The 23,288-nt window shown below is 73.1% G+C and carries 18 protein-coding genes and 1 pseudogene; 8 read left to right on the top strand and 11 right to left on the bottom strand.

The features are described from left to right. Positions 1 to 31 precede the first annotated feature (31 nt). The 3 genes from ACIO92_RS08590 to ACIO92_RS08580 all read left to right on the top strand — a co-directional run bounded on the left by ACIO92_RS08590 (position 32) and on the right by ACIO92_RS08580 (position 2,886). Positions 32 to 715, top strand: coding sequence for a maleylpyruvate isomerase family mycothiol-dependent enzyme (locus tag ACIO92_RS08590; RefSeq protein WP_366443005.1), 684 nt, complete (start codon positions 32 to 34; stop codon positions 713 to 715). Between the two features lie 76 nt (positions 716 to 791). Further along, the gene (locus ACIO92_RS08585) at positions 792 to 1,448 is read left to right on the top strand and encodes an MBL fold metallo-hydrolase (protein WP_384854901.1); all 657 of its coding nucleotides are present in this window, start codon (positions 792 to 794) and stop codon (positions 1,446 to 1,448) included. A gap of 151 nt (positions 1,449 to 1,599) precedes the next feature. Beyond that, positions 1,600 to 2,886: an MFS transporter gene (locus tag ACIO92_RS08580; protein WP_401235651.1), complete on the top strand. Its 1,287-nt coding sequence runs from the start codon at positions 1,600 to 1,602 to the stop codon at positions 2,884 to 2,886. A 70-nt stretch (positions 2,887 to 2,956) separates the two neighbouring features. On the opposite strand, the gene ACIO92_RS08575 is transcribed toward ACIO92_RS08580, so the two are convergent. The 5 genes from ACIO92_RS08575 to ACIO92_RS08555 form a co-directional block, all read right to left on the bottom strand. Continuing rightward, positions 2,957 to 3,961: a TerC family protein gene (locus ACIO92_RS08575; RefSeq protein WP_366443002.1), complete on the bottom strand. Its 1,005-nt coding sequence runs from the start codon at positions 3,959 to 3,961 to the stop codon at positions 2,957 to 2,959. Between the two features lie 227 nt (positions 3,962 to 4,188). Continuing rightward, on the bottom strand, positions 4,189 to 6,162 hold the full coding sequence (locus ACIO92_RS08570) for a TerD family protein (RefSeq protein WP_402279277.1): 1,974 nt from the start codon (positions 6,160 to 6,162) through the stop codon (positions 4,189 to 4,191). Between the two features lie 401 nt (positions 6,163 to 6,563). Further along, the gene (locus tag ACIO92_RS08565; protein WP_366443121.1) at positions 6,564 to 7,142 is read right to left on the bottom strand and encodes a TerD family protein; all 579 of its coding nucleotides are present in this window, start codon (positions 7,140 to 7,142) and stop codon (positions 6,564 to 6,566) included. A 158-nt stretch (positions 7,143 to 7,300) separates the two neighbouring features. Further along, the gene (gene uvrB, locus ACIO92_RS08560; protein WP_366443000.1) at positions 7,301 to 9,439 is read right to left on the bottom strand and encodes an excinuclease ABC subunit UvrB; all 2,139 of its coding nucleotides are present in this window, start codon (positions 9,437 to 9,439) and stop codon (positions 7,301 to 7,303) included. A 40-nt stretch (positions 9,440 to 9,479) separates the two neighbouring features. Then, positions 9,480 to 10,379, bottom strand: a complete 900-nt coding sequence (locus ACIO92_RS08555) for an MHYT domain-containing protein (RefSeq protein ID WP_366442999.1) — start codon at positions 10,377 to 10,379, stop codon at positions 9,480 to 9,482. A 269-nt stretch (positions 10,380 to 10,648) separates the two neighbouring features. On the opposite strand from ACIO92_RS08555, the gene ACIO92_RS08550 reads away from it, so the two are divergent. Next, positions 10,649 to 11,215: a methylated-DNA--[protein]-cysteine S-methyltransferase gene (locus ACIO92_RS08550; protein ID WP_366442998.1), complete on the top strand. Its 567-nt coding sequence runs from the start codon at positions 10,649 to 10,651 to the stop codon at positions 11,213 to 11,215. Positions 11,216 to 11,490: 275 nt separating this feature from the next. Beyond that, a complete protein-coding gene (locus ACIO92_RS08545) occupies positions 11,491 to 12,789 on the top strand; it encodes an MFS transporter (RefSeq protein WP_401235656.1) in 1,299 nt (432 codons plus the stop codon). A gap of 128 nt (positions 12,790 to 12,917) precedes the next feature. Here ACIO92_RS08545 and ACIO92_RS08540 read toward each other — a convergent pair whose 3' ends face one another. From ACIO92_RS08540 to ACIO92_RS08525, 4 genes are all read right to left on the bottom strand, one after another. Further along, entirely contained in the window at positions 12,918 to 13,922 is a 1,005-nt protein-coding gene (locus ACIO92_RS08540; protein ID WP_401235658.1) for a hypothetical protein, read from the bottom strand. Between the two features lie 3 nt (positions 13,923 to 13,925). Continuing rightward, a complete protein-coding gene (locus tag ACIO92_RS08535; RefSeq protein ID WP_366442996.1) occupies positions 13,926 to 15,254 on the bottom strand; it encodes an MFS transporter in 1,329 nt (442 codons plus the stop codon). Next, positions 15,254 to 16,594 carry a discoidin domain-containing protein gene (locus tag ACIO92_RS08530; protein WP_366442995.1) on the bottom strand — a complete coding sequence of 447 codons (1,341 nt, stop codon included), beginning with the start codon at positions 16,592 to 16,594 and terminating at the stop codon, positions 15,254 to 15,256. The genes ACIO92_RS08535 and ACIO92_RS08530 overlap by 1 nt, the downstream gene beginning before the upstream one ends. 544 nt (positions 16,595 to 17,138) lie before the next feature. Beyond that, a complete protein-coding gene (locus ACIO92_RS08525) occupies positions 17,139 to 17,495 on the bottom strand; it encodes a cupin domain-containing protein (RefSeq protein ID WP_366442994.1) in 357 nt (118 codons plus the stop codon). A 273-nt stretch (positions 17,496 to 17,768) separates the two neighbouring features. Between ACIO92_RS08525 and ACIO92_RS08520 the strand changes: the two are divergent. After that, positions 17,769 to 18,665, top strand: a pseudogene (locus tag ACIO92_RS08520) (pseudouridine-5'-phosphate glycosidase); the annotation flags it as partial. Between the two features lie 203 nt (positions 18,666 to 18,868). Then, positions 18,869 to 19,798, top strand: coding sequence for a carbohydrate kinase family protein (locus ACIO92_RS08515; RefSeq protein WP_401235662.1), 930 nt, complete (start codon positions 18,869 to 18,871; stop codon positions 19,796 to 19,798). 242 nt (positions 19,799 to 20,040) lie between these two features. On the opposite strand, the gene ACIO92_RS08510 is transcribed toward ACIO92_RS08515, so the two are convergent. After that, the gene (locus ACIO92_RS08510; RefSeq protein WP_401235664.1) at positions 20,041 to 20,706 is read right to left on the bottom strand and encodes a uridine kinase; all 666 of its coding nucleotides are present in this window, start codon (positions 20,704 to 20,706) and stop codon (positions 20,041 to 20,043) included. A 607-nt stretch (positions 20,707 to 21,313) separates the two neighbouring features. Continuing rightward, entirely contained in the window at positions 21,314 to 21,946 is a 633-nt protein-coding gene (locus ACIO92_RS08505; protein WP_402279291.1) for a winged helix-turn-helix transcriptional regulator, read from the bottom strand. 91 nt (positions 21,947 to 22,037) lie between these two features. On the opposite strand from ACIO92_RS08505, the gene ACIO92_RS08500 reads away from it, so the two are divergent. Next, positions 22,038 to 23,249 (top strand): pyridoxal phosphate-dependent aminotransferase, encoded by a 1,212-nt coding sequence (locus ACIO92_RS08500; protein ID WP_366442989.1) that lies wholly within the window; start codon positions 22,038 to 22,040, stop codon positions 23,247 to 23,249. The last annotated feature ends 39 nt before the right edge of the window (positions 23,250 to 23,288 follow it).

The following is a 23,288-nucleotide window of genomic DNA, read 5'->3' as shown; positions in this document are numbered from 1 at the left end:
GTGGACCCCCGGTGGCGCTAGGGTCGGCGCCATGATCGACCACGAGAGCGACCTCGCCCACGTCCACGAGGCGACCGAGAAGCTGCTTGCCGCGGCCGCCTCCCTCGACAACGCCGCGGTGGCCGGGCCGTCACGGCTGCCCGGCTGGACCCGGGGCCATGTGCTCGCCCATGTCGCCCGCAACGCCGACGCCCTGGTGAACGTCCTCCGGGGCCTCCCCATGTACGCCGACGCGGCCACCCGCGACGCCGACATCGAGCGGGACGCCGGCCGTCCGCCCGCCGCCCAGCTCGCAGATGTGCGCGAGAGCGCCGAACGGCTCCGGGCCGTCGCCGCCGGGCCCGCCGACTGGAGCCGTACCGTCGAGCTCCGCAACGGCGTCACCGACAGCGCCTCCCGCATCCCCTTCCGCCGCTGGGTGGAGGTCGATCTGCACCACGTCGACCTGGGCATCGGCTACGAGCTCGAAGATCTCCCCGAGGAGTTCACCGCCCGCGAGACCGCGTTCCTCGCCGACCGCTTCACCGGCCTGGACGGGGTCCCCGCGACGACCCTCCGCTCCCCCGGCGGCGGGACCTGGACGACCGGTGGCGGGACGGGCGGGGTCGTCGTCACGGGCCCCGCGCCCGATCTGCTCGGCTGGCTCGCCGGCCGCCGCGACGGCACGGCCCTGAAGACGGAGGGCGGCCCGCTGCCGACCCTCCCGCCGCTCTAGACCGCGCCGGGGCAGGGGCCCACCCCCGGGGCCGGGGGCCGGGCGCGATCCGGACGGGACGCCCTAGTCTGGGCCCATGACGTACAGCGGAGTGGTGAAGGTCGGCGGACCTGCGGACGTGCACGAGCTGACGGACCTGATGATCTCGAAGGTCGCGGTCGGTCCGATGGACAACAACGCGTACCTGCTGCGCTGCCGGGCCACCGGCGAGCAGCTGCTGATCGACGCCGCCAACGACGCGGCGACGCTCCTCACCCTGATCGGTGACGACGGCGTCGGGGCCGTCGTCACCACCCACCGGCACGGCGACCACTGGCAGGCACTCGCCGAGGTGGTCGCCGCCACCGGCGCGGTGACGTACGCGGGCGCGTACGACGTGGAGGGCGTCCCGGTCCCGACCGACGTCCCCGTCGAGGACGGCGACACGATCCGGGTGGGCCGCGTGGAGCTGACCGCGCGCCGACTGGTCGGACACACCCCGGGCTCGATCGCCCTGGTCTACGACGACCCGCACGGCCACCCCCACGTCTTCACCGGCGACTGCCTGTTCCCCGGCGGCGTGGGCAACACCTGGGAGAACCCGGAGGCCTTCGCGAGCCTGATCCACGACGTGGAGACCAAGCTCTTCGCGGCCCTCCCGGACGAGACCTGGGTCTACCCGGGCCACGGCCGGGACACCACGCTCGGTGACGAGCGCCCGTCCCTCGCGGAGTGGCGCGAACGCGGCTGGTGAACCCCCGGCACCGGGAGCGCGCGGCTCAGCGGGCGCGCGCTCCCGCACGCCCCCGTAACCCGGACGGCCGGGGGGTAGTTGGCGCGACATGTGTCCCAGTCACTCTCCGTCGCGGTCCGCGTCACCGTCACCGCCGCCCCCGTCCCCCTCGATGGGGCGGCTCGCCACCGCCTCGCTCGTCGGCACCGCCATCGAGTTCTTCGACTTCTTCGTCTACGGGACGGCCGCCGCCCTCGTCCTCGGGCCGCTCTTCTTCCCGACCTTCTCCCCGCTCGCCGGGACCCTCGCCGCCCTCGGCACCTTCGCCGTCGGCTTCGTGTCCCGGCCGCTGGGCTCGGTCCTCTTCGGCCATGTGGGCGACCGCTACGGCAGACGCCCGGTCCTCTTCGCCTCGCTGCTCCTGACCGGCTGCGCCACCGTCGCGGTCGGCTGCGTCCCCTCGTACGCCACGATCGGCATCGCCGCGCCCGTACTCCTCCTGGTGCTCCGCTTCCTCCAGGGCCTGGGCCTCGGCGGCGAGTGGGGCGGGGCGGTCCTGCTGACCGCGGAGCACGCCCCCGCGCACCGGCGGGCGCTGTGGGCCAGCTTCCCGCAGATCGGCCCGGCGGTCGGTTTCCTGCTGGCGAACGGGGTGATGCTGGCCCTCTCGGCCGGGCTGAGCGACGCCGAGTTCCGCTCCTGGGGCTGGCGGGTGCCGTTCTGGGCCGCCGGACTGCTCGCGGCGGGCGGGCTGCTGCTGCGGTCCTCGCTTGCGGAGACCCCGCAGTTCGAGGAACTGTCCGCGTCCGGGCGACGGTCGGGCGCCCCGCTGGCCGAGGTGGCCCGTGACCACTGGCGGCTCGTCCTGCTGACCGCCGGGGCGCTCGCCGTCGGCTACGCCACCTTCTACGCGGTCTCCGTCTGGGCCCTGGCGTACGGCACCGAGCAGCTCGGGGTGAGGAGCACCGTGATGCTGACGTGCGTGATGGCGGCGGTGGCGATCAAGGGGGCGGTGACGCCCTTCGTGGCGCTCCTGGCGGACCGCTGGGGCCGTCGCCCGCTGTGTCTTGCGGGGTGCGCGGCCTCGGCGCTGTGGATGTTCCCGATGGTGGCCCTGCTGCACACGGCCCGGCCGGTGCTGATGTTCCTCGGTTTCCTGGGCGCGCTGCTGGCCTTCATCACCATGTTCGCGGTGGTGGCCGCGTATCTGCCGGAGCTGTACGAGCCCCGGATCCGCTGCACGGGCGCCGCCGTCGGCTACAACCTCGCGGGGGTCCTGGGCGGCGCCCTGACGCCCATCGTCGCCACGACCCTGTCCCAGGGCGGCTCGGGCCCGCCCTGGGGTGTCGCGGCCTATCTGACGGTGGTCGCGCTCGTCAGCCTGGGCTGTTTCGCGCTGCTCCCGGAGACGCTGCCGAAGCGGGCCGAGGAGCCCGTGCCCGAGCCCGCCGCCGTCTGAGGACCTCCGGGAACGGCGACGGCCGGCCGGGAGTGGGGTCCTCCGGCCGGCCGCTGCCGTGTGTGCCTCGTCAGGCGCCGATGCTGTCCTTCTCGGCGCCGTCGGAGTCCACGCTCTCGGCCGCAGCTCGCTCGGACTGCTTCTTGGAGGCGATCAGGCTGGTGATCGTGGTGATGACCAGAACACCGCAGATGACCGCGAGCGAGAACGGGATGGAGATCTCCGGGACGTGCACCCCGGACTCGTGCAGTGCGTGCAGCACCAGCTTCACGCCGATGAAGCCGAGGATCACCGACAGGCCGTAGCTGAGGTGGACCAGCTTCTTGAGCAGGCCACCGATCAGGAAGTACAGCTGACGCAGACCCATCAGGGCGAAGGCGTTGGCGGTGAAGACGATGTACGGGTCCTGGGTCAGGCCGAAGATCGCCGGGATGGAGTCGAGGGCGAAGAGGACGTCGGTGGTGCCGATGGCGAGCATGACGATCATGAGCGGGGTCATGATGCGCTTGCCGTTGTTCTTGATGAACAACTTGGTGCCGTGGTACTGGTCGGCGACGCCGAACTTCTTCTCGACCGACTTGAGGAGACGGTTCTCCTCGAAGTCGTCCTCGTCCTCGCCGGAGCGCGCCTCCTGGATGAGCTTCCAGGCGGTGTAGATCAGGAACGCGCCGAAGATGTAGAAGACCCAGGAGAAGTTCGCGATGATCGCGGCGCCCGCGGCGATGAAGATCGCGCGGAGCACCAGGGCGATCAGCACACCGATCAGCAGCACGCGCTGCTGGAGGTGCGAGGGGACCGCGAACTTCGCCATGATCAGGACGAAGACGAAGAGGTTGTCTACGCTGAGTGACTTCTCGGTGATGTAACCGGCGAAGAACTCGCCGGACGCCTGGCTGTTGCCGAAGACCAGCAGGCCGACTCCGAAGAGCACGGCGAGCACGATCCAGACGACGGTCCAGATGCCGGCTTCCTTGACCGACACGTCATGGGGCTTGCGCCCGATGAAGAAGTCGGCTCCGATGAGGGCGCCCAGACCAAGAATGGTCAGCACCCACAGGGTCATTGAAACGTCCACTGCGCCTCCGGCGTCGTACGGCTACTGATCAGCGTCGTCGCTGCCGGAGGTCTCTTCCACCCGAGCGACGATGTCGCCGGGCCGACGCCCCGGGATCGGATCCTCTTGGATACGTCCGTATTGACGGGTACGCCGCGCATGGGGAGTACTCCCCTCCGCACCGAGAAGATTACCTGAAAGACCAAGAGAAGGTAAAGGCCAGGGTAAAGAGGGTCCAAAATGCCAGGTCAGGGTCGATTCCCCGGCCGACCGGCCGCCACCCGGGCGAGGACCTGGCGGAGGACACCGCTGCCCGGGGGAAGCACCGGCGGCTCGTACGACCAGGAGTGACCGACCCAGGGGTCGGCGAGGTGGTCGTCGGGCACGGGCGTCAACCGCAGCAGCGAACGCCACAGCGGGTCGAGCAGCGGTCCGTACGCCGACGCGTCCTCCCGCGACGCCACCATCAGCAGGTGCACGCCGACCGAGGGGCCCTCGTCGGCCAGGTACCGCAGCCGGGTGACGGCCCGGTCGTCGAAGCCGTGCGGGAAGTCGTGCACGAGCAGCAGTTGCCGGGAGGTGTCCAGGCCCGGCGGCAGCGCGTCCGCAGCGCCGTTCCGCAGCGCCATCTGCACCAGGTCGACCCGCTCGGTGAGCTGCTCCAGGACGGCGGAGACCCCGGCCGCGCCCCGGGCGGGCGGGGCGGCGAGGACACCGCTGTCCACCAGGGGGGCGAGCGCGGCGGCGCCCGCGCCCGCAGGGTCCACGACATGGAGGGCGAAGCCGCCCGCCGGGTGCGCCGCGAGCAGCCGGGCCGCGTGCGCGACCGCGCTCTCCAGGGCCAGCCGCCGCAGCTCCGTCTCGTCGAGGAGGGCGGCGGCCTCGGAACGTCCCCGGTCGCCCGAGTCCACCCAGAGGCCGCGCTCCAGCGGCAGCCGGACCAGCATGGGGATGCGCAGATCGGGGCGCTCGGGCAGGTGCAGGTCGCCGAGGCGGACGGCCATCGGTTCCTCGGCCGGGACCCGGTAGGCGTGCCAGACGGGGTGGTCCCAGCGGGCGTACGGGGCGGGCAGGGCCGGTTCGACGACCTCGGACTCGGCCATGAGCTGCCCGAGGTCCCGGTCGAGGGCCTCCCGGGCCCGTGCGACCAGTTCGTCGTGCCGGGCGCGGGCGGTCGCGCGGGCCGCGTCGTTGGCGCTCCCGACCCGGGAGCGGTAGTCGGAGAGGGACTGGTCCAGCTCGCGGTCGAGGCGCGACTCGGCGAAGTCGCAGGCGCTGCGGTAGGCGGCGGTGGTCCGGGACAGGTCCTCGAACATGCCCCAGACCTGGTTGTAGAGGCGTTCGTCCATGGACCAGCCGGAGGCGTCCCCCGCGACCGGTGCGGGCGGGGTCCTGGCGGGGTCGGGAGCGGCGGCGGGCTCCCGGCGACGGCGGGGGTGGGAGTAGTCGACGGGACCGCCGGACCCGGTTCCGGCGGCCGGGGCGGGCTGCGGGGTCACGGGGACGGCGGGGGTCGTCGCCGGGGCGTTCGCGGCCGGGAACCGCGCCGGAGGCGGGGACGGCACCGGGGTCCCGGCCGGGGTCGCCGTCGGGTCCGGGGACAGCGGCGCCGGGTGCGCGGTCCGCTCGCTCCCGGGGGTGCGCAGCCGCGCGGCAACCGGGGCCGGTACGGTCCCGGCGGCTGTCTCCAGGATCGAAGCGGCCAGATCCGCGGGGCGGTCCAGGCCCTGGTCGCCGAGGAGTTCGGCGAGCCCGCCCTCGTACCCCTGGCCCATGGCGCGGACCTTCCAGGCGCCCTGGCGGCGGTAGAGCTCCAGGGCGACGACGGCGGACTCCCGGTCGAGGCCGGTGATCGTGTAGGTGGCGATCTCGGTGCCGTCGGGGTCGGTGACGGCGACGAAGGGGGCGGCGACGGCTCCGAAGCGGGTGGCTCCACCGCTGCGGGGGCCGGGCAGCGCCAGGAGGACGGAGAGGCGGTGGACGGTGCCGGGGACCTCGTCCAGATCGACGCCGAGGCGGTGGTCGGCGGCGGCCGGGCCAGGTACGTCGACGCCGGGCCGGGCGGGGGCGCCGGGGTGGGCGATCCACTCCGTGCCCGTGACCCGGCCGCGCTCGTCGCCGAAGGTGGCGCCGAGGAGGACGGGGTGGCCTGCCGACACGCGGATCTCCAGGCGGGTGTCGGGCAGGGGGTGGTTCTGCCCCCGGACCAGCTCGGCCGTCATCGACTCTGTCCCCTCAGCGTTTCCCGGCGTGGTGCGAACGGTTCAAGCGGAATGGTTGCGGTTCACGCGGACAGCTCCCGGGGCCTGCCGCCGGGAGCTGTGGGTGCCGCGCGGGTCCGCCCGGTCGTCTCCCCCGCGGCCGTCGGTCCGAGCGGCGGAATTCGGGGGAGACGGCCCGGACGGCCCAGGGCGTGTTCCGAAAGTAGCGCCGTCTGCCCGGAGGCAGGCCAGGCGGGCGGGACCTTCGAGACACGGCCTAAAGGGTGTTGCACAAGGCCGGAATGATCTCCAGAAGCCAGTATCCAGGCGGTCAACGGGACGGAAGAATCGCCGCATAAGCGGATAGTTGACCTTGTCACCGATGACATCATCCGAGCATGATCGCCGTTGTGCAACACCCTTTAGAGGTGCGGCAGGATCGCGGGGATCAGGTCCTTGAAGGTGCGGCCGTTGGCCGGGTTGCCCAGGGCGGTCATCTGCCAGCCGCCGCCGACCCGGTGCACCTTCGCCATGAGCTGCGCGGTGTAGTTGCCGCCGCCGTCCAGGGTGTAGCGCGCGAGTTCCTGCCCGGTCGTCTCGTCGACGATGCGGCAGAACGCGTTCTGCACCTCCTGGAACGTCTGGCCGGTGAAGGAGTTCACCGTGAAGACGATCTGGTCGATGTGGACCGGGACCCGCTCCAGGTCGACCAGGATCGCCTCGTCGTCGCCGCCCTGTCCGGCGCCGCCCACGAGGTTGTCACCGGTGTGCTTGACCGAGCCGTCGTCGCTGACCAGGTGCTGGAAGAAGACCACGTCGACCGGCTGCTTCTCGGCGAAGAGGACGGCCGAGGCGTCCAGGTCGACCTCCCGGGTCCGCGAGCCGAAGAGTCCGCGGCGGGGCGCGGCGCGCCAGCCGAGGCCCATCCGCACCTGGCTGAGGCTGCCTCCGCCCTTCTTCTCCAGGTTGATGGCCTGACCCTTGGTCATGTTGACCGACACGCGTCTGCCCCTCTCGTTGGCGTTCTCCGCGGCCACTGCCGCACTGTGTGCGCTTGTCCAGCACCCTACGCAGCGGCACTGACACCGCGCCGGTACGGTCCGGTTTCGTGTCGGTCTTGCAACACACCGGACCGTCTGTCCCGCTCCGGCCCGCCCCTTCAGGCGAGTCCCGCCTCCTTCATCTGGCGCAGCTCCTTCTTCAGCTCCCCCACCTCGTCACGGAGGCGGGCGGCCACCTCGAACTGGAGGTCGGCGGCGGCGGCGCGCATCCGCTCGGTCATCTGCTCGATGATCGAGGCCAGTTCGGCGGCGGGCCGGTCGCCGAGCTGGACGGCGGAGTCCGTCCTGCCGCCCTTGCCCCTGCCCTTGACGCCGTGCGTGGCGAGCGCGGGGACGGGCGCCTTGGCCCCCTTGCCCTCCTTGGCCTGGCGGTAGCCAGTGCCGAGCAGTTCCTCGGTGTCGACCTCCTCGCGCGCGAGGCTGACGACGATGTCGTTGATCTTCTTGCGGAGCGGCTGCGGGTCGATGCCGTGCTCGGTGTTGTACGCGACCTGCTTCTCGCGGCGCCGGTTGGTCTCGTCGATGGCCTGCTCCATCGCGGGGGTGATCCGGTCCGCGTACATGTGGACCTGTCCCGAGACGTTGCGTGCGGCACGGCCGATGGTCTGGATGAGGGAGGTCCCGGAGCGCAGGAAGCCCTGCTTGTCGGCGTCGAGGATGGCGACGAGCGACACCTCCGGGAGGTCGAGGCCCTCCCGGAGGAGGTTGATGCCGACGAGCACGTCGTACTCCCCGGCGCGCAGTTCGCGGAGGAGTTCGATACGGCGCAGGGTGTCGACGTCGCTGTGCAGATAGCGCACCTGGATGCCCAGCTCCAGGAAGTAGTCGGTGAGGTCCTCGGCCATCTTCTTGGTGAGGGTGGTGACGAGGACCCGCTCGTCGCGCTCGGTGCGCAGCCTGATCTCGTGGACCAGGTCGTCGATCTGCCCCTCGGTGGGCTTGACCACGATCTCGGGGTCGACGAGGCCGGTGGGGCGGATGATCTGCTCGACGAAGCCGTCGCCGCGGGACAGCTCGTACGTCCCCGGGGTCGCGGAGAGGTAGACGGTCTGGCCGATGCGCTTCTGGAACTCCTCCCACTTCAGCGGGCGGTTGTCGAGCGCGGACGGCAGCCGGAAGCCGTGGTCGACCAGGGTCCGCTTGCGGGAGGCGTCACCCTCGTACATGGCGCCGATCTGCGGCACGGTGACGTGGGACTCGTCGATGACGAGGAGGAAGTCCTCGGGGAAGTAGTCGATGAGGGTGTTGGGCGCGGAGCCGGGCTCGCGTCCGTCGAAGTGCATCGAGTAGTTCTCGATGCCGGAGCAGGAGCCGATCTGGCGCATCATCTCGATGTCGTACGTGGTCCGCATCCGCAGGCGCTGGGACTCCAGGTGCTTGCCCTGCTTGTCGAGCTCGGCGAGGCGGCCCTCCAGCTCCCGCTCGATGTCGTTGACCGCGCGCTCCATGCGCTCGGGGCCCGCCACGTAGTGGCTGGCGGGGAACACGTACAGCTCGCGGTCCTCGCTGATGACCTCGCCGGTGAGCGGGTGGAGGGTGGAGAGCGCCTCGATCTCGTCCCCGAACATCTCGATGCGGACGGCGAGCTCCTCGTACACCGGGAAGATCTCGATGGTGTCGCCACGGACGCGGAAGGTGCCCCGGGTGAACGCCAGGTCGTTGCGCGTGTACTGGATGTCGACGAAGCGGCGCAGGAGCTGGTCCCGGTCCATCTCCTCGCCCACCTTGAGCGGGACCATCCGGTCCACGTACTCCTGGGGGGTGCCGAGGCCGTAGATGCAGGAGACGGAGGCGACCACGATGACGTCCCTGCGGGTGAGCAGGGAGTTCGTCGCGGAGTGGCGGAGCCGCTCCACCTCCTCGTTGATGGAGGAGTCCTTCTCGATGTAGGTGTCCGACTGCGGGACGTACGCCTCGGGCTGGTAGTAGTCGTAGTACGAGACGAAGTACTCCACCGCGTTGTTCGGCAGGAGCTCGCGGAACTCGTTCGCCAGCTGGGCGGCGAGCGTCTTGTTCGGCGCCATCACCAGGGTGGGGCGCTGGAGCTTCTCGATCATCCAGGCGGTGGTCGCCGACTTTCCGGTGCCGGTGGCGCCGAGGAGCACGACGTCCTTCTCGCCCGCGCGGACACGCCGCTCCAGGTCGGCGATGGCCGTCGGCTGGTCGCCGCTGGGCTGGTAGTCGCTGACGACCTCGAAGGGCGCCATCGAACGTTCGATCTTGGAAACGGGCCGCATGTGACCACCGTACGACCCGGCACCGACAGTCGGCCGCCGATCACCAGTCCTGGGAGCGGTGGATCCCCCGGGGGGCGCTCCCGCGCGGGCTCCGGCCGCCGGGGCGGGCGGGCCAGTGCGACGGCCGCCCGTAGGACGGGACGTGGCGCGGGGCGGGTATGCCGGGCCGGTGCACGATCCGGGCGGCGGACCGCTGCCGGTCCGGGTCGCCCATGACGAGCAGCGGATCGAACATGACGACGACGGCGGCGAGGATGAGGAAGACCGCCGGGCCGATCAGCATCGGCAGCAGCAGCGAGGTGGCCGGGTCGCCGGTGCCGGGGCCCGCGCCGATGGCGTGCAGATGGACGCTGACGGCGGACATGGCGGTGTAGTGCATACCACTGACGGCCACGCCCATCACCAGGCTGGCGCCGAGACTGGCCAGAAATCCATGGACGGAGACGGCCGCCCAGAGGGCCGTGGTGGCGGCGACCACGGCGATCACCACGGAGAGGGCGACGGTGAGCGTGTCGTACTCGACGCGCCCCCGCAGCCGGATCCCGGCCATGCCCAGGTAGTGCATGGTGGCGATGCCGAGGCCGGTGACGGTACCGCCGGTGATCAGGGTGAGCGCCGTGGCGCCCCGGTAGCCGACGATGAGGATGCCGACGCCGACCATGAGGACGGCGACGGCCAGGCTGGCGAAGGTGATGGGCCGGTCGTAGGCGACGGGCGCCTGCTCGACCGAGAAACCCATCATCGCGATGAAGTGCATGGTCCAGACGCCGGCGCCGATCGAGGTGGCGCCGAGGACGAGCCAGCCCGCCTTGAAGCTGTCGCCGTGGCGGAGCGAACGGGTGGTGCACCGCAGTCCGAGGGCTCCGCCGAGGCAGGCCATGAGAAAGGCGGCTATGGGTGTCACGAGTCCGTAGTTGAATCCGTCGATCGTCCCCTGCATGTGCGTGCGCCCTCCACCCCTGGTGCCACGTCGTCCGAAAACAGTCGGCACCGCTGGGTAGTACTACCGGGGCGAGATTATGGCGCGCCAGGAGTTCCACGACCATGTGACCGGGGATTTTTCAGCCGTGAGACCTGAGCGAGACCACTCCGTGATCTCGCGGGCGGTCCAGCCCCGCGTGCGGACCGGCGGGCCGCTCATGGCCGGAGTACCCCGTGGAGTACCCGTGGCGGGCCGGAGTGTCGGTGGCGGCCCGTACCGTGGGCGGCATGGACATCGAGACGGGGGCGACGGACGGCGGGCGGGCCGTACCGGCGGAGTGGACGGTCATGGCGAGCGACATCGGACCGCTCTTCCTCGCCGCCACCCCGAGGGGACTGGTGCGGGTCGAGTTCCACGCCGACGCGGCGCGGCGCGCGCGGATGCTCGCCCGTCTGGCGGGGCAGCTCGGCGCGGAGCCGGTGGAGTGCGCCTCGGGGTTGCTCTCCGGGGCGATGCTCCGGTTCGACCGGTACTTCGCGGGGGAGCCCGGCCCGATCGACCTGCCCCTGGACTGGAGCCTGACCGCCGGGTTCAACCGGCGGGTGCTGCGCGAGCTGGCGACCGGCGTCCCGTACGGCACGGTCGTCGGGTACGGCGAGCTGGCGCGGCGCGTGGGGCAGCCGGGGGCGGCGCAGGCGGTGGGCGTGGCGATGGGCTCCAATCCGCTGCCGGTGGTCGTGCCGTGCCACCGGGTGGTGGAGAGCGACGGCGGTCTCGGCGGCTTCGGGGGCGGTCTGGAGACCAAGCGGCAGCTGCTCGCCCTGGAGGGCGTCCTTCCCGCGCCGCTGTTCTGAGGGGCGGGGCCCCTGCCGTGGGCGTCCGGTGTGCCGGTACGTCGAGAAGGCCGGTGCGCTGACGGGGGCGTGCGGGCCGCCCCGCGGGGGTGCCGACGTCCTGTGGGTCCGGCTCGTTCGACCGGCGCGGGCGGGCGGCGCGGCGGGGGCGGGCGGCGCGGCGGGGGCGGGCGGCGCGGGCGAGCGGGCGGCGCGGGCGGTGGTGCTCCGGCGGGCTTCTTCCGTGCGGGATGCAGGCATTCCCATCAGATGGGACGGCTGGCACACTCACGTAAGTGACCCATGCCCCCGGCGCCCCTGACGCCACCCTGTCCGAGCGGCCCTCCGCCCCCGTCGGCGCGACCGAACTGCCCGCGCTGCGCCGACGCGTCCAGGCCGTACTGATCACCACGCAGATACTCGGGGGCCTCGGCATAGCCATCGGTGTCGCGCTCGCCGCCGTGCTCGCCCGGGACGTCAGCGGTTCCGAAGCCCTGTCCGGTCTGGCGTCGACGGCGACGGTGGCCGGGCCCGCGCTGCTCGCCATGCCGCTCGCCGCCCTGATGGCCTCGCGGGGCCGCCGGGCCGGACTCGTCCTCGCCTATCTGATCGGGGCGGTCGGCGCCGGGGTCGCGGTGCTCGGCGCGGTCGCCGACAGTTTCGTCCTGCTGCTCCTCGGGCTCGTCGGCTTCGGCGCCGGTTCCTCGGCGAACCTCGCGGCCCGGTTCGCCGCCGCCGATCTCGCCGAGCCGGACCGCAGGGCGCGGGCCATCTCCACCGTCGTCTGGGCCACCACGATCGGGGCGGTGCTCGGCCCCAACATCGCCGCCCCCGCCGGGGAGAGCGTCTCGGGCCTCGGCATCCCCGCCACGGCGGGCCCCTTCGTCTGGGCCGCCGGTGTCTTCGTGGTCGCCGCGCTCGTCGTGTCCTTCCTGCTGCGGCCCGATCCGCTGCTCACCGCGCGGGCCCTGGCCGACGCCGGAACGCCGGGCGGGGAGGCCGCGGAGGGACGCTCGCTGCGCGCCGGGATGCGGGCCGTCCGGGAGTCCCCCCGGGCCAGGCTCGCCCTGGTCACCGTCGCGGGATCGCACACGGCCATGGTGTCGATCATGTCGATGACCCCGGTGGCGCTCACCCACCACGGCGCCGACATCCGGATGGTCGGGCTCGTGATCAGCGGCCACATCGCGGGCATGTACGCCTTCTCGCCGCTGATGGGCTGGCTGTCCGACCGGCTGGGACGGCTGTCGGTGATCGGGCTCGCGGTCGGGCTGATCGGCGTGGCGGCGCTCATCGCGGGCACGGCCGGGGCCAGCCACGGCCGGACCGCCCTGGGCCTCTTCGTCCTCGGGCTCGGCTGGTCGGCGGGGCTCGTGTCCGGCTCCGCGCTGCTCACGGACTCGGTGCCGCAGGCCGCGCGGGCGGCGGTGCAGGGGCTCTCGGACTTCATCATGAACACCGCCGCCGGGGTCGGCGGTCTCGCGGCCGGTCTGATCGTCGCCGAGGCGGGCTACGGGCCGCTGAACGCCCTCGCCGCCTGTCTGCTGCTGCCGATGGCGGCGCTGGTGCTCCGGGGCGCGTTCCGCAAGGACTGAGCGGGACGCGGTCCGTGACCGGCCGGGGCCGTGCGCACGGTCCGCGACCGGCCACGGACCGAGCGGCCACGGACGGAGCGGTCACGGACCGAGCGGGCCGAGCGGACCACCCGGTCACGGGCCATCGTTCAGGACGGGAGCGGGCCGGTCGTGACCGTCGGGGACGAGGCCGCGGGGGCCAGCAGGCGCGGGGTCCCCGTGCCGTCCGCGGGCACCGACCAGACCTCTCCCCCGTACCCGTACGCCAGGTTCTCCCCGTCCGTCCACAGCGCCTGGTCGTCGATGCCGCGCCGCTCGCCGACCGGGTGTTCGCGGCCGGTGGCCAGCTCGTACACGTACAGCCGCCACGGCTCGCGCGGTCCGTCGGAGACCCTCTTCTTGAACGCGATCAGGCGGCCGTCCGGGGAGAGCGAGGGGCACTCGACGTTCTCGCGGAGGGCCCGCGCCGACCACTTGCCCATGTCCCCCTCGACGAGACGGGTGCGCCCGGCGGTCGAGACCGTGGCGTAGAACCGGTTGTCGTCGGCGGCGAAGCTGACACCCCAGTAGTTGACGTCGGGGGCGTAGTAGCGCTTGCCGTCGAGGGTCAGCGGGATCTGCTCCATGTTCTTCACCAGGTACCCGGTCCGCAGGTCGAGGATCGAGGTGCGGGTGGAGAAGGACGAACGGGCGTACGAGTCGCCGGTCGCGAACATCGTCCAGGCCAGCATGTTCCCCGAGGCGGAGACCCGGGCCCGGCTGGGGATGCCCGGCATTCCCATGCGGCGCACCTCGCGCAGCTGCCGGTCGAGCACGATCACGTACGAGCGGGCCGGGACGCCGGGCCTGCGCTGGAGGCAGAGGGCGGTGCCCCCGGCGGCGTGGAAGCGGTCGCAGGCCGGGCCGCCCGCCACCCGGCCGCCGGGCGCGGACGGGTCCACGCGCGCGACGCGCCCGGTCGCGGTGTCCCGGGCGTAGAGGGTGCCGGGGCCGCTGTCGAGGGCGAAGCCGGGGTCGGCCGTGCCGGTGGCCGCGGCCCCGCGGCCGGAGGCCGCCCGCAGGGTGTAGGCGGTGGCCCCGCCGCCGAGCAGCAGGAGCGCGAGGACGATGATCCACACCCGGGTACGGGTGGAGGTGCCGGTCAGGACGGGCATGGGTCAGTCGGTCCTCTCGGAGGGCTCGGGGACGGTGGGCCCGGTGGGGGCGGCGACGCCCTCGGGGAGCAGACGGGCGGAGCAGCCCACGGCGACGGCGAGCGCGGCGAGGGCCGCGACGAGGGCGGTCTCCGGGCCGGTCGCGGTCCAGACGGCGCCGAACGCGACGGCGGCGCCGAGACGGGCGAGCGCCTGCGCGGTCTGGACGAGGGCGAGGCCGCCCGCCTGCCGTCCCTCGGTCAGGAAGGGGCCGGTGAGGGCCATGAGGACGCCGTCGGTGGCAGCGTAGAAGAGGCCGAGCAGGGCGAGGACGCCGAGCAGGACCACCGTGTCGGGCAGCGGGGTCAGGAGCAGTCCGTAGGCGAGGAACAGGGCGCCGTGCCCGTACAGCAGGGGGCCGCGCCGTCCGAGGCGGTCGGCGAGCCGTCCGGCAGGGACGGCGAGCAGCAGGAAGACGGTCGCGGCGCCGAGCGGCAGGAACGGGAACCAGGTGGCGTCGAAGTCGAGCCTGCGCTGGAGCAGCAGGTAGAGGAAGGAGTCGCCGATGGTGGCGGCTCCGAGGAGCCCGGCGCAGAGCACGATCCGCCGGTACCCGGGCGAGCGCATCGCGGCGAAGAGCCCGCCCCGCGCGCGTGGCGCCGCCGGGACGGACCGCGCGGCGGGGACTTCGCGCGTCCGGCCGGGGGCCGGTACGACGGGCTCCTCGCGGGTACGGCCGGGGACCAGCAGCAGCCACAGCAGGACGCCGAAGGCCCCGACGCAGAAGCTGACGGCGAAGACGGCGTCGTACGCGTCGGCCGTGGCCCACAGCAGGGCGAAGGCGGCCAGTGGTCCGAGGAGGGCGCCGGTGGTGTCCATGGCGCGGTGTGCGCCGAAGGCGCGGCCCAGGTCCTCGGGCGGGCTGTGCAGGGTGATCAGGGCGTCGCGCGGGGCGGTCCGGACGCCTTTGCCGAGGCGGTCGGCGGCGATGGCTCCGGCGATCCAGCCGGTCGCGCCGCCTGCGAGGAGGAGGCCGAGGCGGGAGGCGGCGGAGAGGGCGTAGCCGAGCCCGCCGACGGTCTTGTGGCGTCCGCCCCGGTCGGCGGTGGCGCCGCCGAGGAGCCTCACGAGGGCGGTGGCACCGTTCGAGAGGCCGTCGAGGAGCCCGAACTGGAGGGGGGAGAGACCCAGTCCGAGGACCAGGTAGAGCGGCAGGACGGCGGTCACCATCTCCGAGGAGACGTCGGTGACGAGGCTGACGGTGCCGAGTGCGAGGACGGTGCCGGAGACGCGCCGCCGGAGCCCCGGGGGGCCGGGCGGCGCGTCCGGGCGACCGGTGGTCGCCAGGTACATCAGTGGCAGGTGTAGGTCGGGGCGGAGTCCTTGACCTGGTCGTCGGTGCCGACGTACTGCCAGGTGTAGGTGGTGTCGGTGAGGTCCAGCTTCAGCACGCCGTACGGGCCGCTGATCCGCTTCTGACTGTTGGGCTGGACGGTCTCGATGGCGTAGGGCTCGGCGCCGCCCATGCCGCCGACGATCTCGACCATGCCGTCGGCGGTGGCCTTCCCGTTGGGGTCCTGCGGGGCGAAGCGCTCGTAGTGGTGGTCGTGGCCGTTGAGCACGAGGTCGGCCTTGGCCCCGTACAGGATCTGCCAGACGGGCTTGGAGACCGGGTCGTTGCCGTGGCCGCCGGAGGAGTACAGCGGGTGGTGGAAGTAGGCGGCGACGCAGCCCTTGGTGTTGCGCGCGAGGTCGTCCTTGAGCCACTGGATCTGCGCGGCGTCGTCGAAGGAGTTGGAGTCCAGGGCGACGAAGTGCCAGTTGCCCTGGTCGTAGCTGTAGTACGACTTGCCCTGCGGGTAGGCGATCGAGCCGAAGTACGCCTTGTAGCCCGCGAGCGCCCCGGCCGGGTCGTAGGTCTCGTGGTTGCCGGGGATGGGCCGGGTCTTGGCCTTGAAGGCGCCCCAGCTCTTGTCGTAGTAGTTGCGGAAGTCGGAGATCCGGGCGTCGTCGTACTGGTTGTCGCCCATCGTCAGATAGAACGACGGGTTGATCCGCTGGGCGAGGGCCGCGGTCTTGGGGTGGGCGCAGGAACTGCTGGAGGCGGTGCACTGGGCGGCGATGTCACCGGCGGCGACGACCGTGAAGGCGCCGGTGGGCGGGGTGGTCGTGCCGGTGGTGCCGTAGACCTCGGCCGTGTAGAGCGAGTAGCCGTACGAGGTGCCTCGGGCGGTCCCGTACACGCGGAGGTAGCGGCCCTGGCCGGTGAGTCCGGTCCAGTCGTCGGTGGCCCCGTTCCCGGCGGTCTCGGCGGCCAGGCGGGTCCAGGTGGTGCCGTCGGTGGAGATCTCGACGCGGTAGGCCTTGGCGTAGGCGGCCTCCCAGACGAGTTTGACGCGGGAGACGGTGGCCGAGGGGCCGAGGTCCACCTGGATCCATTGCGGGTCGACGCCCTCGGCGCTGGCCCAGCGGGTGGTGGAGGAGGTGTCGAACGCCTTCTCGGGTCCGAAGGTGCCGTCCTCGACGGAGGACGCGGTGGCCGGACGGCCCTGGGAGATCAGGGAGTCGGCGGCGGCGCCGGCCCGGTCCGGGAGGGCGAGGAGGAGTCCGCCGACGAGCAGCAGCACGGCGGCGAGGACGAGGGACAGGGGGGTAGTGGTGCGGCGAGGTGGGGCGGAGGCGAACAGGCGCATACCTGGGCTCCCTGGCCTGAGGGGTGGCGAGAGCTGGACGACCGGTTCGGCGCACCACGGCACGGTTCGGCCCCAGCGGCACGGGCCGGACCGCCCGTGCCGAACGGTACGGGCACGGACTCCCGACCACGTGGCGTCGGAGTGGGGCACCGCGCGGCCGGGTGGTGCTCGGCGGCCGGGTCAGAGCTCTCACTGAGCGCGTCACGCCCGGAAGAACGGGTGCCGCGCCAAGCCGCTGCCCGGGATGCTATCGGACAGTAAGGTTTCCTACCAGACTCCGAACGGGCGAGGAGACCGGGGGTGTTCGACGGTTCCCCACCGGCCTCCCGAGGGCCTTGCGCCGGTGGCCCGGCGGACATCCGGCGGACGTCCGGGGGACATCCGGGGCTCGCTCGGCGGCCGTTCGGCGGTTGTTTCGCGGACACCCGATGACCGCTCGGCGGGCGTTCTCGGCGGGCGTTCCCCGGCCCCCGACCGGCAGCTTGCCGCGCCCCTCCGCCCCTTCCGCACCCTCGGGCCCTCGGGCCCCCGGGCCCCCGGGCCGTCAGAGGCTGATGTGGTACGCCTTGCGGAGGGTCTCGTGGACGGTCCAGGTCGTCCGGTCGCCCTCGCGCAGCACACAGGCGTCGCCGGGGCCGATCTCCAGGGTCTCGCCGCCCTCGACGGCGACGGTCGCCCGTCCGGAGACCACCACGAACAGCTCGTCGGCCTCGGTGTCGGTCACGACGCCGGGGGTGATCTGCCAGATACCGCGCACCTGCTTGCCGTCGGCCGACTCCCACAGCACCTTGCCCGTCACCTCGGGCGTGCCGGAGACGATCTGGGAGGGGTCGAGGGGCTCCGCCTCCAGCTCGGCGTCGGGGATGTGCACGGCGAAGGAAGGCTGCTCATGTGTCGTCATGGGCGGTGACTGTAGCGGGGGTCCAGGACCCCTCCGAGACCGGGACCCACTGGACGCGAGGACTCCGTTTCGCCTCCCACCAGGTGCGATGCCGGAGCGAGTCGGGCACGACGAAATCCGCAGGGCCCCTCCGGCGCGGCGCCCGGCGGGCCGTGCCGGTCCCGGAGGGGGCCGGGCCGGGTGGTCGGGGACGGATTCCGCAGGGGTGGGCGCCGAGTGGCAGGAGGGCGCCACGGAGGTTTGCGGGGTCCGTGGCCGCGCCAGGAATGGGGCATGTCCACACAGGTGTCCGAAGAGGTACGGGAAGCGCTGCGCGAGGGGCGTCCCGTCGTCGCGCTCGAATCGACGATCATCGCCCACGGTCTGCCGCGTCCGCGCAACCTGGCCGTGGCCCTGGAGCTGGAGGAGCTGGTACGGGCCGGGGGCGCCGTTCCCGCCACGATCGCCGTGGTCGACGGCACGGCGAGGGTGGGCCTGGACCCCTCGGCACTGACCCGGATCGCCGAGGACCCCTCGGTGCGCAAACTGGGCCATCGCGACCTCGCCCCGGCCCTGGCCGCCGGGGTGACCGGCGCGACGACCGTCTCGGCGACGGCGTGGCTCGCGGACGCCACGGGCATACGGGTGTTCGCCACCGGCGGTCTCGGCGGGGTGCACCGGGAGTGGACCGAGACCCAGGACGAGTCCGCCGATCTGCGTCTGCTCGCCCGGGTCGGCATCACCGTGGTGTGCGCCGGGGTCAAGTCGATCCTCGACGTGCCCGCCACGCTCCAGCGTCTGGAGACGCTGGGGGTGACGGTCGTCGGGTACGGCACCGGGCACTTCCCCGGCTTCTACCTGGCGTCCTCGGGCCGGCCCGTCGACTGGACCCTGCGGAGTCCCGGGGAGGTGGCCGAGGTGATACGGGCGCGGGACCGGCTCGGCGGCGCCCGGGAGGCCCTGGTGGTGGCCAATCCGGTTCCGGTGGCGGAGCAGTTGGACCCCGCGCTGCACGACCGGGTCCTGGCGGGCGGCCTGGCGGCGGCGAAGGAGAAGGGAGTCACGGGCCAGGCGGTGACACCGTTCCTGCTGGAGTACCTGACGGTGCACACGGAGGGCGCGTCCCTGGAGGCCAACCTGGCCGCGGTCCGGGGGAACGTACGACTGGCGGCGGACATCGCGGTGGCGTACGGGAAGGGGACGGGGAGCTCGCCGGACGGTACGGGAACGGCGGGCGGTACCGGTGGTACGGACGGTACGAGTGCGTCGGACGGCCTTCGGGCCGGGGGCGGCGCGGGAGCCGAAGGCGGCCCGGGGTCCGGGGGCGTCCCGGGTTTCCGCGACGGCGCGGGCGCCGGGCGCGGGAAGGGTCTCCCGGACGGTACGGGCGGCCGGTGAGTCCGGCGGCGGGTGCCCTGCTCGTCGTCGGGGACGTCGTCACGGACGTCGTCGCCCTGCACCGGACCCCGCTCGTCCCCGCCACGGACACGGCGGCGGAGATACGGACCCTGCCGGGTGGCGCCGGGGCCAACGCGGCCTGCTGGGCGGCCCGTTCCGGAGGCGGCGAGGTACGGCTGCTGGCCCGGGTGGGCGCGGACCCGGACAGCACGGACTGGCACGAGCGGGCACTGCGGCGCGCGGGCGTGCGCCCCCTGCTCGTCCCCGACCCCGAGGCGGCGACGGCCACCGTGATCGCGCTGGTGGACGCGTCGGCCGAGCGCACGTTCCTCACCGACGGCGGCGCGGCCCTGCGCCTCTCCCCCGACGACTGGTCGGCCCGCCTCCTCGACGGGGTGGCCCGGCTGCACCTCTCCGGCTATCTGTACTTCTCCGCGCCGAGCCGGGCGGCGGCCCTGCGGGCGCTGCGGGACGCCGTGGCGGCCGGGGTCCCGGTGAGCGTGGACCCGGCCTCCGCGGGGTTCCTGGCCGAGTCGGGGGCCGAGCGGTTCCTGACCGCCGCGGAGGGCGCCGAGGTCCTGCTGCCCAACGCGGACGAGGCCCGGCTGCTCACCCGCCGGGCCGCACCGGAGCGGGCGGCGGAGGAGCTGAGCCGCCGCTTTCCCTGGGTGGTGGTCACGCTCGGGGCGACCGGGGCCCTGGTCGCCCGGGACGGCGTGGTGACCGCGCGCGTGACGGCGCCCGAGGTGCGGCCGGTGGACTCGACGGGGGCGGGGGACGCGTTCACCGGGGCGTTCCTGGCGGCGCGGCTCGCGGGCGCGGACCCGGTGGGGGCCGCGGAGGCGGGCTGCCGGGCGGGGGCCGAGGCGGTCACCGTGGTGGGCGGCAGGCCCCCTGAGCGGGAGGAGCCGGGGGACGACGGCTGACGGTACGGGCTCCGCCCCGGTGGGCCCGCCGGACCGGACAGGCGGGCGTGCGGGCCCGCACGGAAAGCCGTCCGGGCGGACGGACCCGGGTGTGCCCGTGGCCGCCTGCCCGCACTCGCGGGCCCCGGGCCCATGGCCATCGGCTCGTACTCTCGACCCGTACTCGTCGACCCGTATCGGGAGATCCGTATCGGAAGACCCGTATCGGGAGACCCGTACGTCCGTCCGGGCGGCGGGCTCCGCTACCCCGCCAGGCCCGTCCACGCCGGGTGGCGCGGGTCGTCGCTGCGGACGACGACATCGGCAGTCGCGGTCGGGTCGACCTCCGTCTCGTAGCGGGCGAAGGCGGGCAGGGTCCAGGGCTCCTCGGTGCGGCGGGCGAGGGCCCCGGGCGAGAGGCGCAGGTGGACGCTGAGGTCGAAGGGGAACCAGTGACCGAGCAGGAAGGGGCCGTGCAGGACGAGGACCCCGCCCGGCGGCAGCGTCACGTACGGGCTGCGGGTCGCCCGGTCCCGCACCGGGTCCCACAGATCGGGCAGCACCCGCCCGGTGCCGCCGGGGTCGAGCGGGCCGATGACCTCGCGCCACAGGGCTCCGGTGTCCGTCCATCCCTCGTAGTACGTGTCGGGGTCGCGCTTCCCGTACTCGTACCGCAGGGACGCGGGCCGCAGGAAGCCCGAGGTCCCGACGACATGGACCGGGCGTCCGCGCGCCCGGAGTTCCTCGGCGAGCAGTCCGGCCAGTGCCGCGCCGGGTGCGGCGGGCGGTCCGTCGAGACCGACCCTGAGCCAGGTACCGTCCCGGTCCGGCCCGGGGGGCGTCGCGGAGGCGTCGAGGTGCCCGGCGAGCGCTCCCGCCAGCCGTTCCCAGGTGATCGCCTCGTACCGTGTCCCGCTCACCGCACGCATCGCCTTCCGTTCGTTCCACCGGCCCGGCGGCCGTCCTCGTCCCGCCCTCCCCGACGCCCCGCCGCCGGACCGTCGTCGTCCCGTCCGGGCGGGGCTCGTACTTCAGCATTTCGCGGACCTCGCGGACCGCCGTGAGCCGTCTGCGGCAAAGCCCGGAGGCGTCCACGCGTTCGCACGCGGCCGGGAGGGGCGGGCCGGGGCCGTCCGCCACGTCGTCACGTCACCGCTCGACCTTGTCACTGGGGTCACTGTTCGGCCATCGGATTCACGGACACGACGAACACCACAGAGACCACAGAGACCACGAACCAAGACATCACCACGGCCACCCGGGCTCTCGGCACCACCGGCGCGGGCACGGACATCGGCCTTCCCGCACCGCCTCGCCGAGGACCCGTCCGTGGTGACGCCCTCCGGACAGGACCTGGAGATCGCCCGTGAGCGGCTCGCCGGCCTGGACACCCGGACCGCATCCAGGCCGAGGTCAGGAACCAGCCGCCCCGTCCGCCCCCCGGGAAACCGTCCGACATCCACTGGGTCCCACTGCGGGAAGGGGGCGCTTCCGGACGCTCCCGGGGGACGGCCGGGCGGCGGCGAGAGGGGACGGTCAGCGGCGGGTCGCCACGGCCTCCGGCAGGCCGTCCAGCACCGCCCGTCCGGAGGCGACCGCCTCGGCGAGGGTCAGTTCACCGGCCGCGAGGGCCCGGCAGGTCGCCGTGTCCGTCCGCAGGCACGCGTCGGGAGCCTCCGCCGCCCCGTCCCCGTACGCCACACCACCGTCCGCCCCCACTCGTACGTGGAACTCGCCCTCGTCCAGGGTCACCTGGACGACTCCCGCGCCGAGTCCGGCGAGTTCGCCGAGCAGCGGGATCGCGTACCAGTGCGCGCGGACCGCGTCGGTGGGCCGGGGTTCGCCCAGGTCCGGCGCCCCCCAGGCGGCGAGCGCGCGCAGGACGGGCAGCAGTTCACGGCCGCGCGCGGTGAGTTCGTAGACGGACGCCGAGGCGGGCGGGGGCAGTCGGCGGCGGGTGACCAGACCGGCGGACTCCATGTCCTTCAGGCGCCCGGCCAGCATGTCGGTGCTGACTCCGGGGAGGTCGGCGTGGAGGTCGGTGTAGCGGCGCGGCCCCGCGAGGAGTTCGCGGACGACGAGCAGGGTCCAGCGGTCGCCGACGAGGTCGAGGGCGCGCGCTGCGGCGCAGTGCTGGTCGTAGCTGCGGCGGCGTGGCTGACGTGGCATACGGCGCAGTCTAGACATGTTGTTGGACTTTCCAAGCTTGAACTTGGTAAAACCAAGCAACACTGATTCCGGGGACCAGGGGAGGTCGGACATGGAGTTCCGGCAGTCGAGCAAGCTGAACGAGGTCTGTTACGAGATCCGCGGGCCGGTCATCGAACACGCCAACGCCCTGGAGGAGGCGGGCCACAGCGTCCTGCGCCTCAACACCGGCAATCCCGCGCTCTTCGGCTTCGAGGCGCCGGAGGAGATCGTCCAGGACATGATCCGGATGCTCCCCAAGGCCCATGGCTACACCGATTCCCGGGGCATCCTCTCCGCCCGCCGCGCCGTGGCCCAGCGCTATCAGGCGATGGGCCTGCCCGAGGTCGACGTCGACGACGTGTTCCTCGGCAACGGCGTGTCGGAGCTGGTCTCCATGGCCGTGCAGGCGCTCCTGGAGGACGGCGACGAAGTCCTGATCCCCGCCCCCGACTTCCCGCTGTGGACGGCGGTCACCACCCTCGCGGGCGGCAAGGCGGTGCACTACCTCTGCGACGAGTCGTCCGACTGGAACCCGGACCTCGACGACATGGCGTCGAAGATCACCGACCGCACCCGTGCCGTCGTCCTCATCAACCCCAACAACCCCACCGGCGCGGTCTATCCGAAGGAGATCGTCGAAGGTGTCCTCGACCTGGCCCGCCGCCACGGCCTGATGGTCTTCGCCGACGAGATCTACGACCAGATCGTCTACGACGAGGCCGTCCACCACCCGGCCGCGTCCCTCGCCCCCGACCTGGTCGTCCTCACCTTCGGCGGTCTCTCCAAGACCTACCGGGTGGCGGGCTTCCGTTCCGGCTGGCTGGTCGTCACCGGTCCGCGCCAACACGCCCGGAGCTATCTGGAGGGCCTGACCATGCTCGCCTCCATGCGTCTCTGCCCCAACGCCCCCGCCCAGTACGCCATCCAGGCGGCCCTCGGCGGACGGCAGTCCATCCACGAGCTGACCGCCCCCGGCGGCAGGCTGCGCGAACAGCGCGACCGGGCCTGGGAGAAGCTCAACGAGATCCCCGGCGTCTCCTGCGTGAAGCCGAAGGGCGCGCTCTACGCGTTCCCGCGCCTCGACCCCGCCGTGCACAAGATCCACGACGACGAGAGGTTCGTCCTCGACCTGCTGCTGCGCGAGAAGATCCAGGTCGTCCAGGGGACCGGCTTCAACTGGCCGCGACCCGACCACTTCCGCATCCTGACCCTGCCGTACGCCGACGACCTCGACGCCGCGATCAGCCGCATCGGGCGTTTCCTCAGCAGCTACCGGCAGTGACGTCCGCGCCTCCCGGCTGTCATGATCTGGGGGTCGGGA

This window comes from Streptomyces sp. NPDC087215 (assembly GCF_044744885.1).
Lineage (GTDB): Bacteria > Actinomycetota > Actinomycetes > Streptomycetales > Streptomycetaceae > Streptomyces.
Note: the sequence above shows the minus strand (reverse complement) of the source record. Positions and strands in the feature narration are given on the sequence as shown.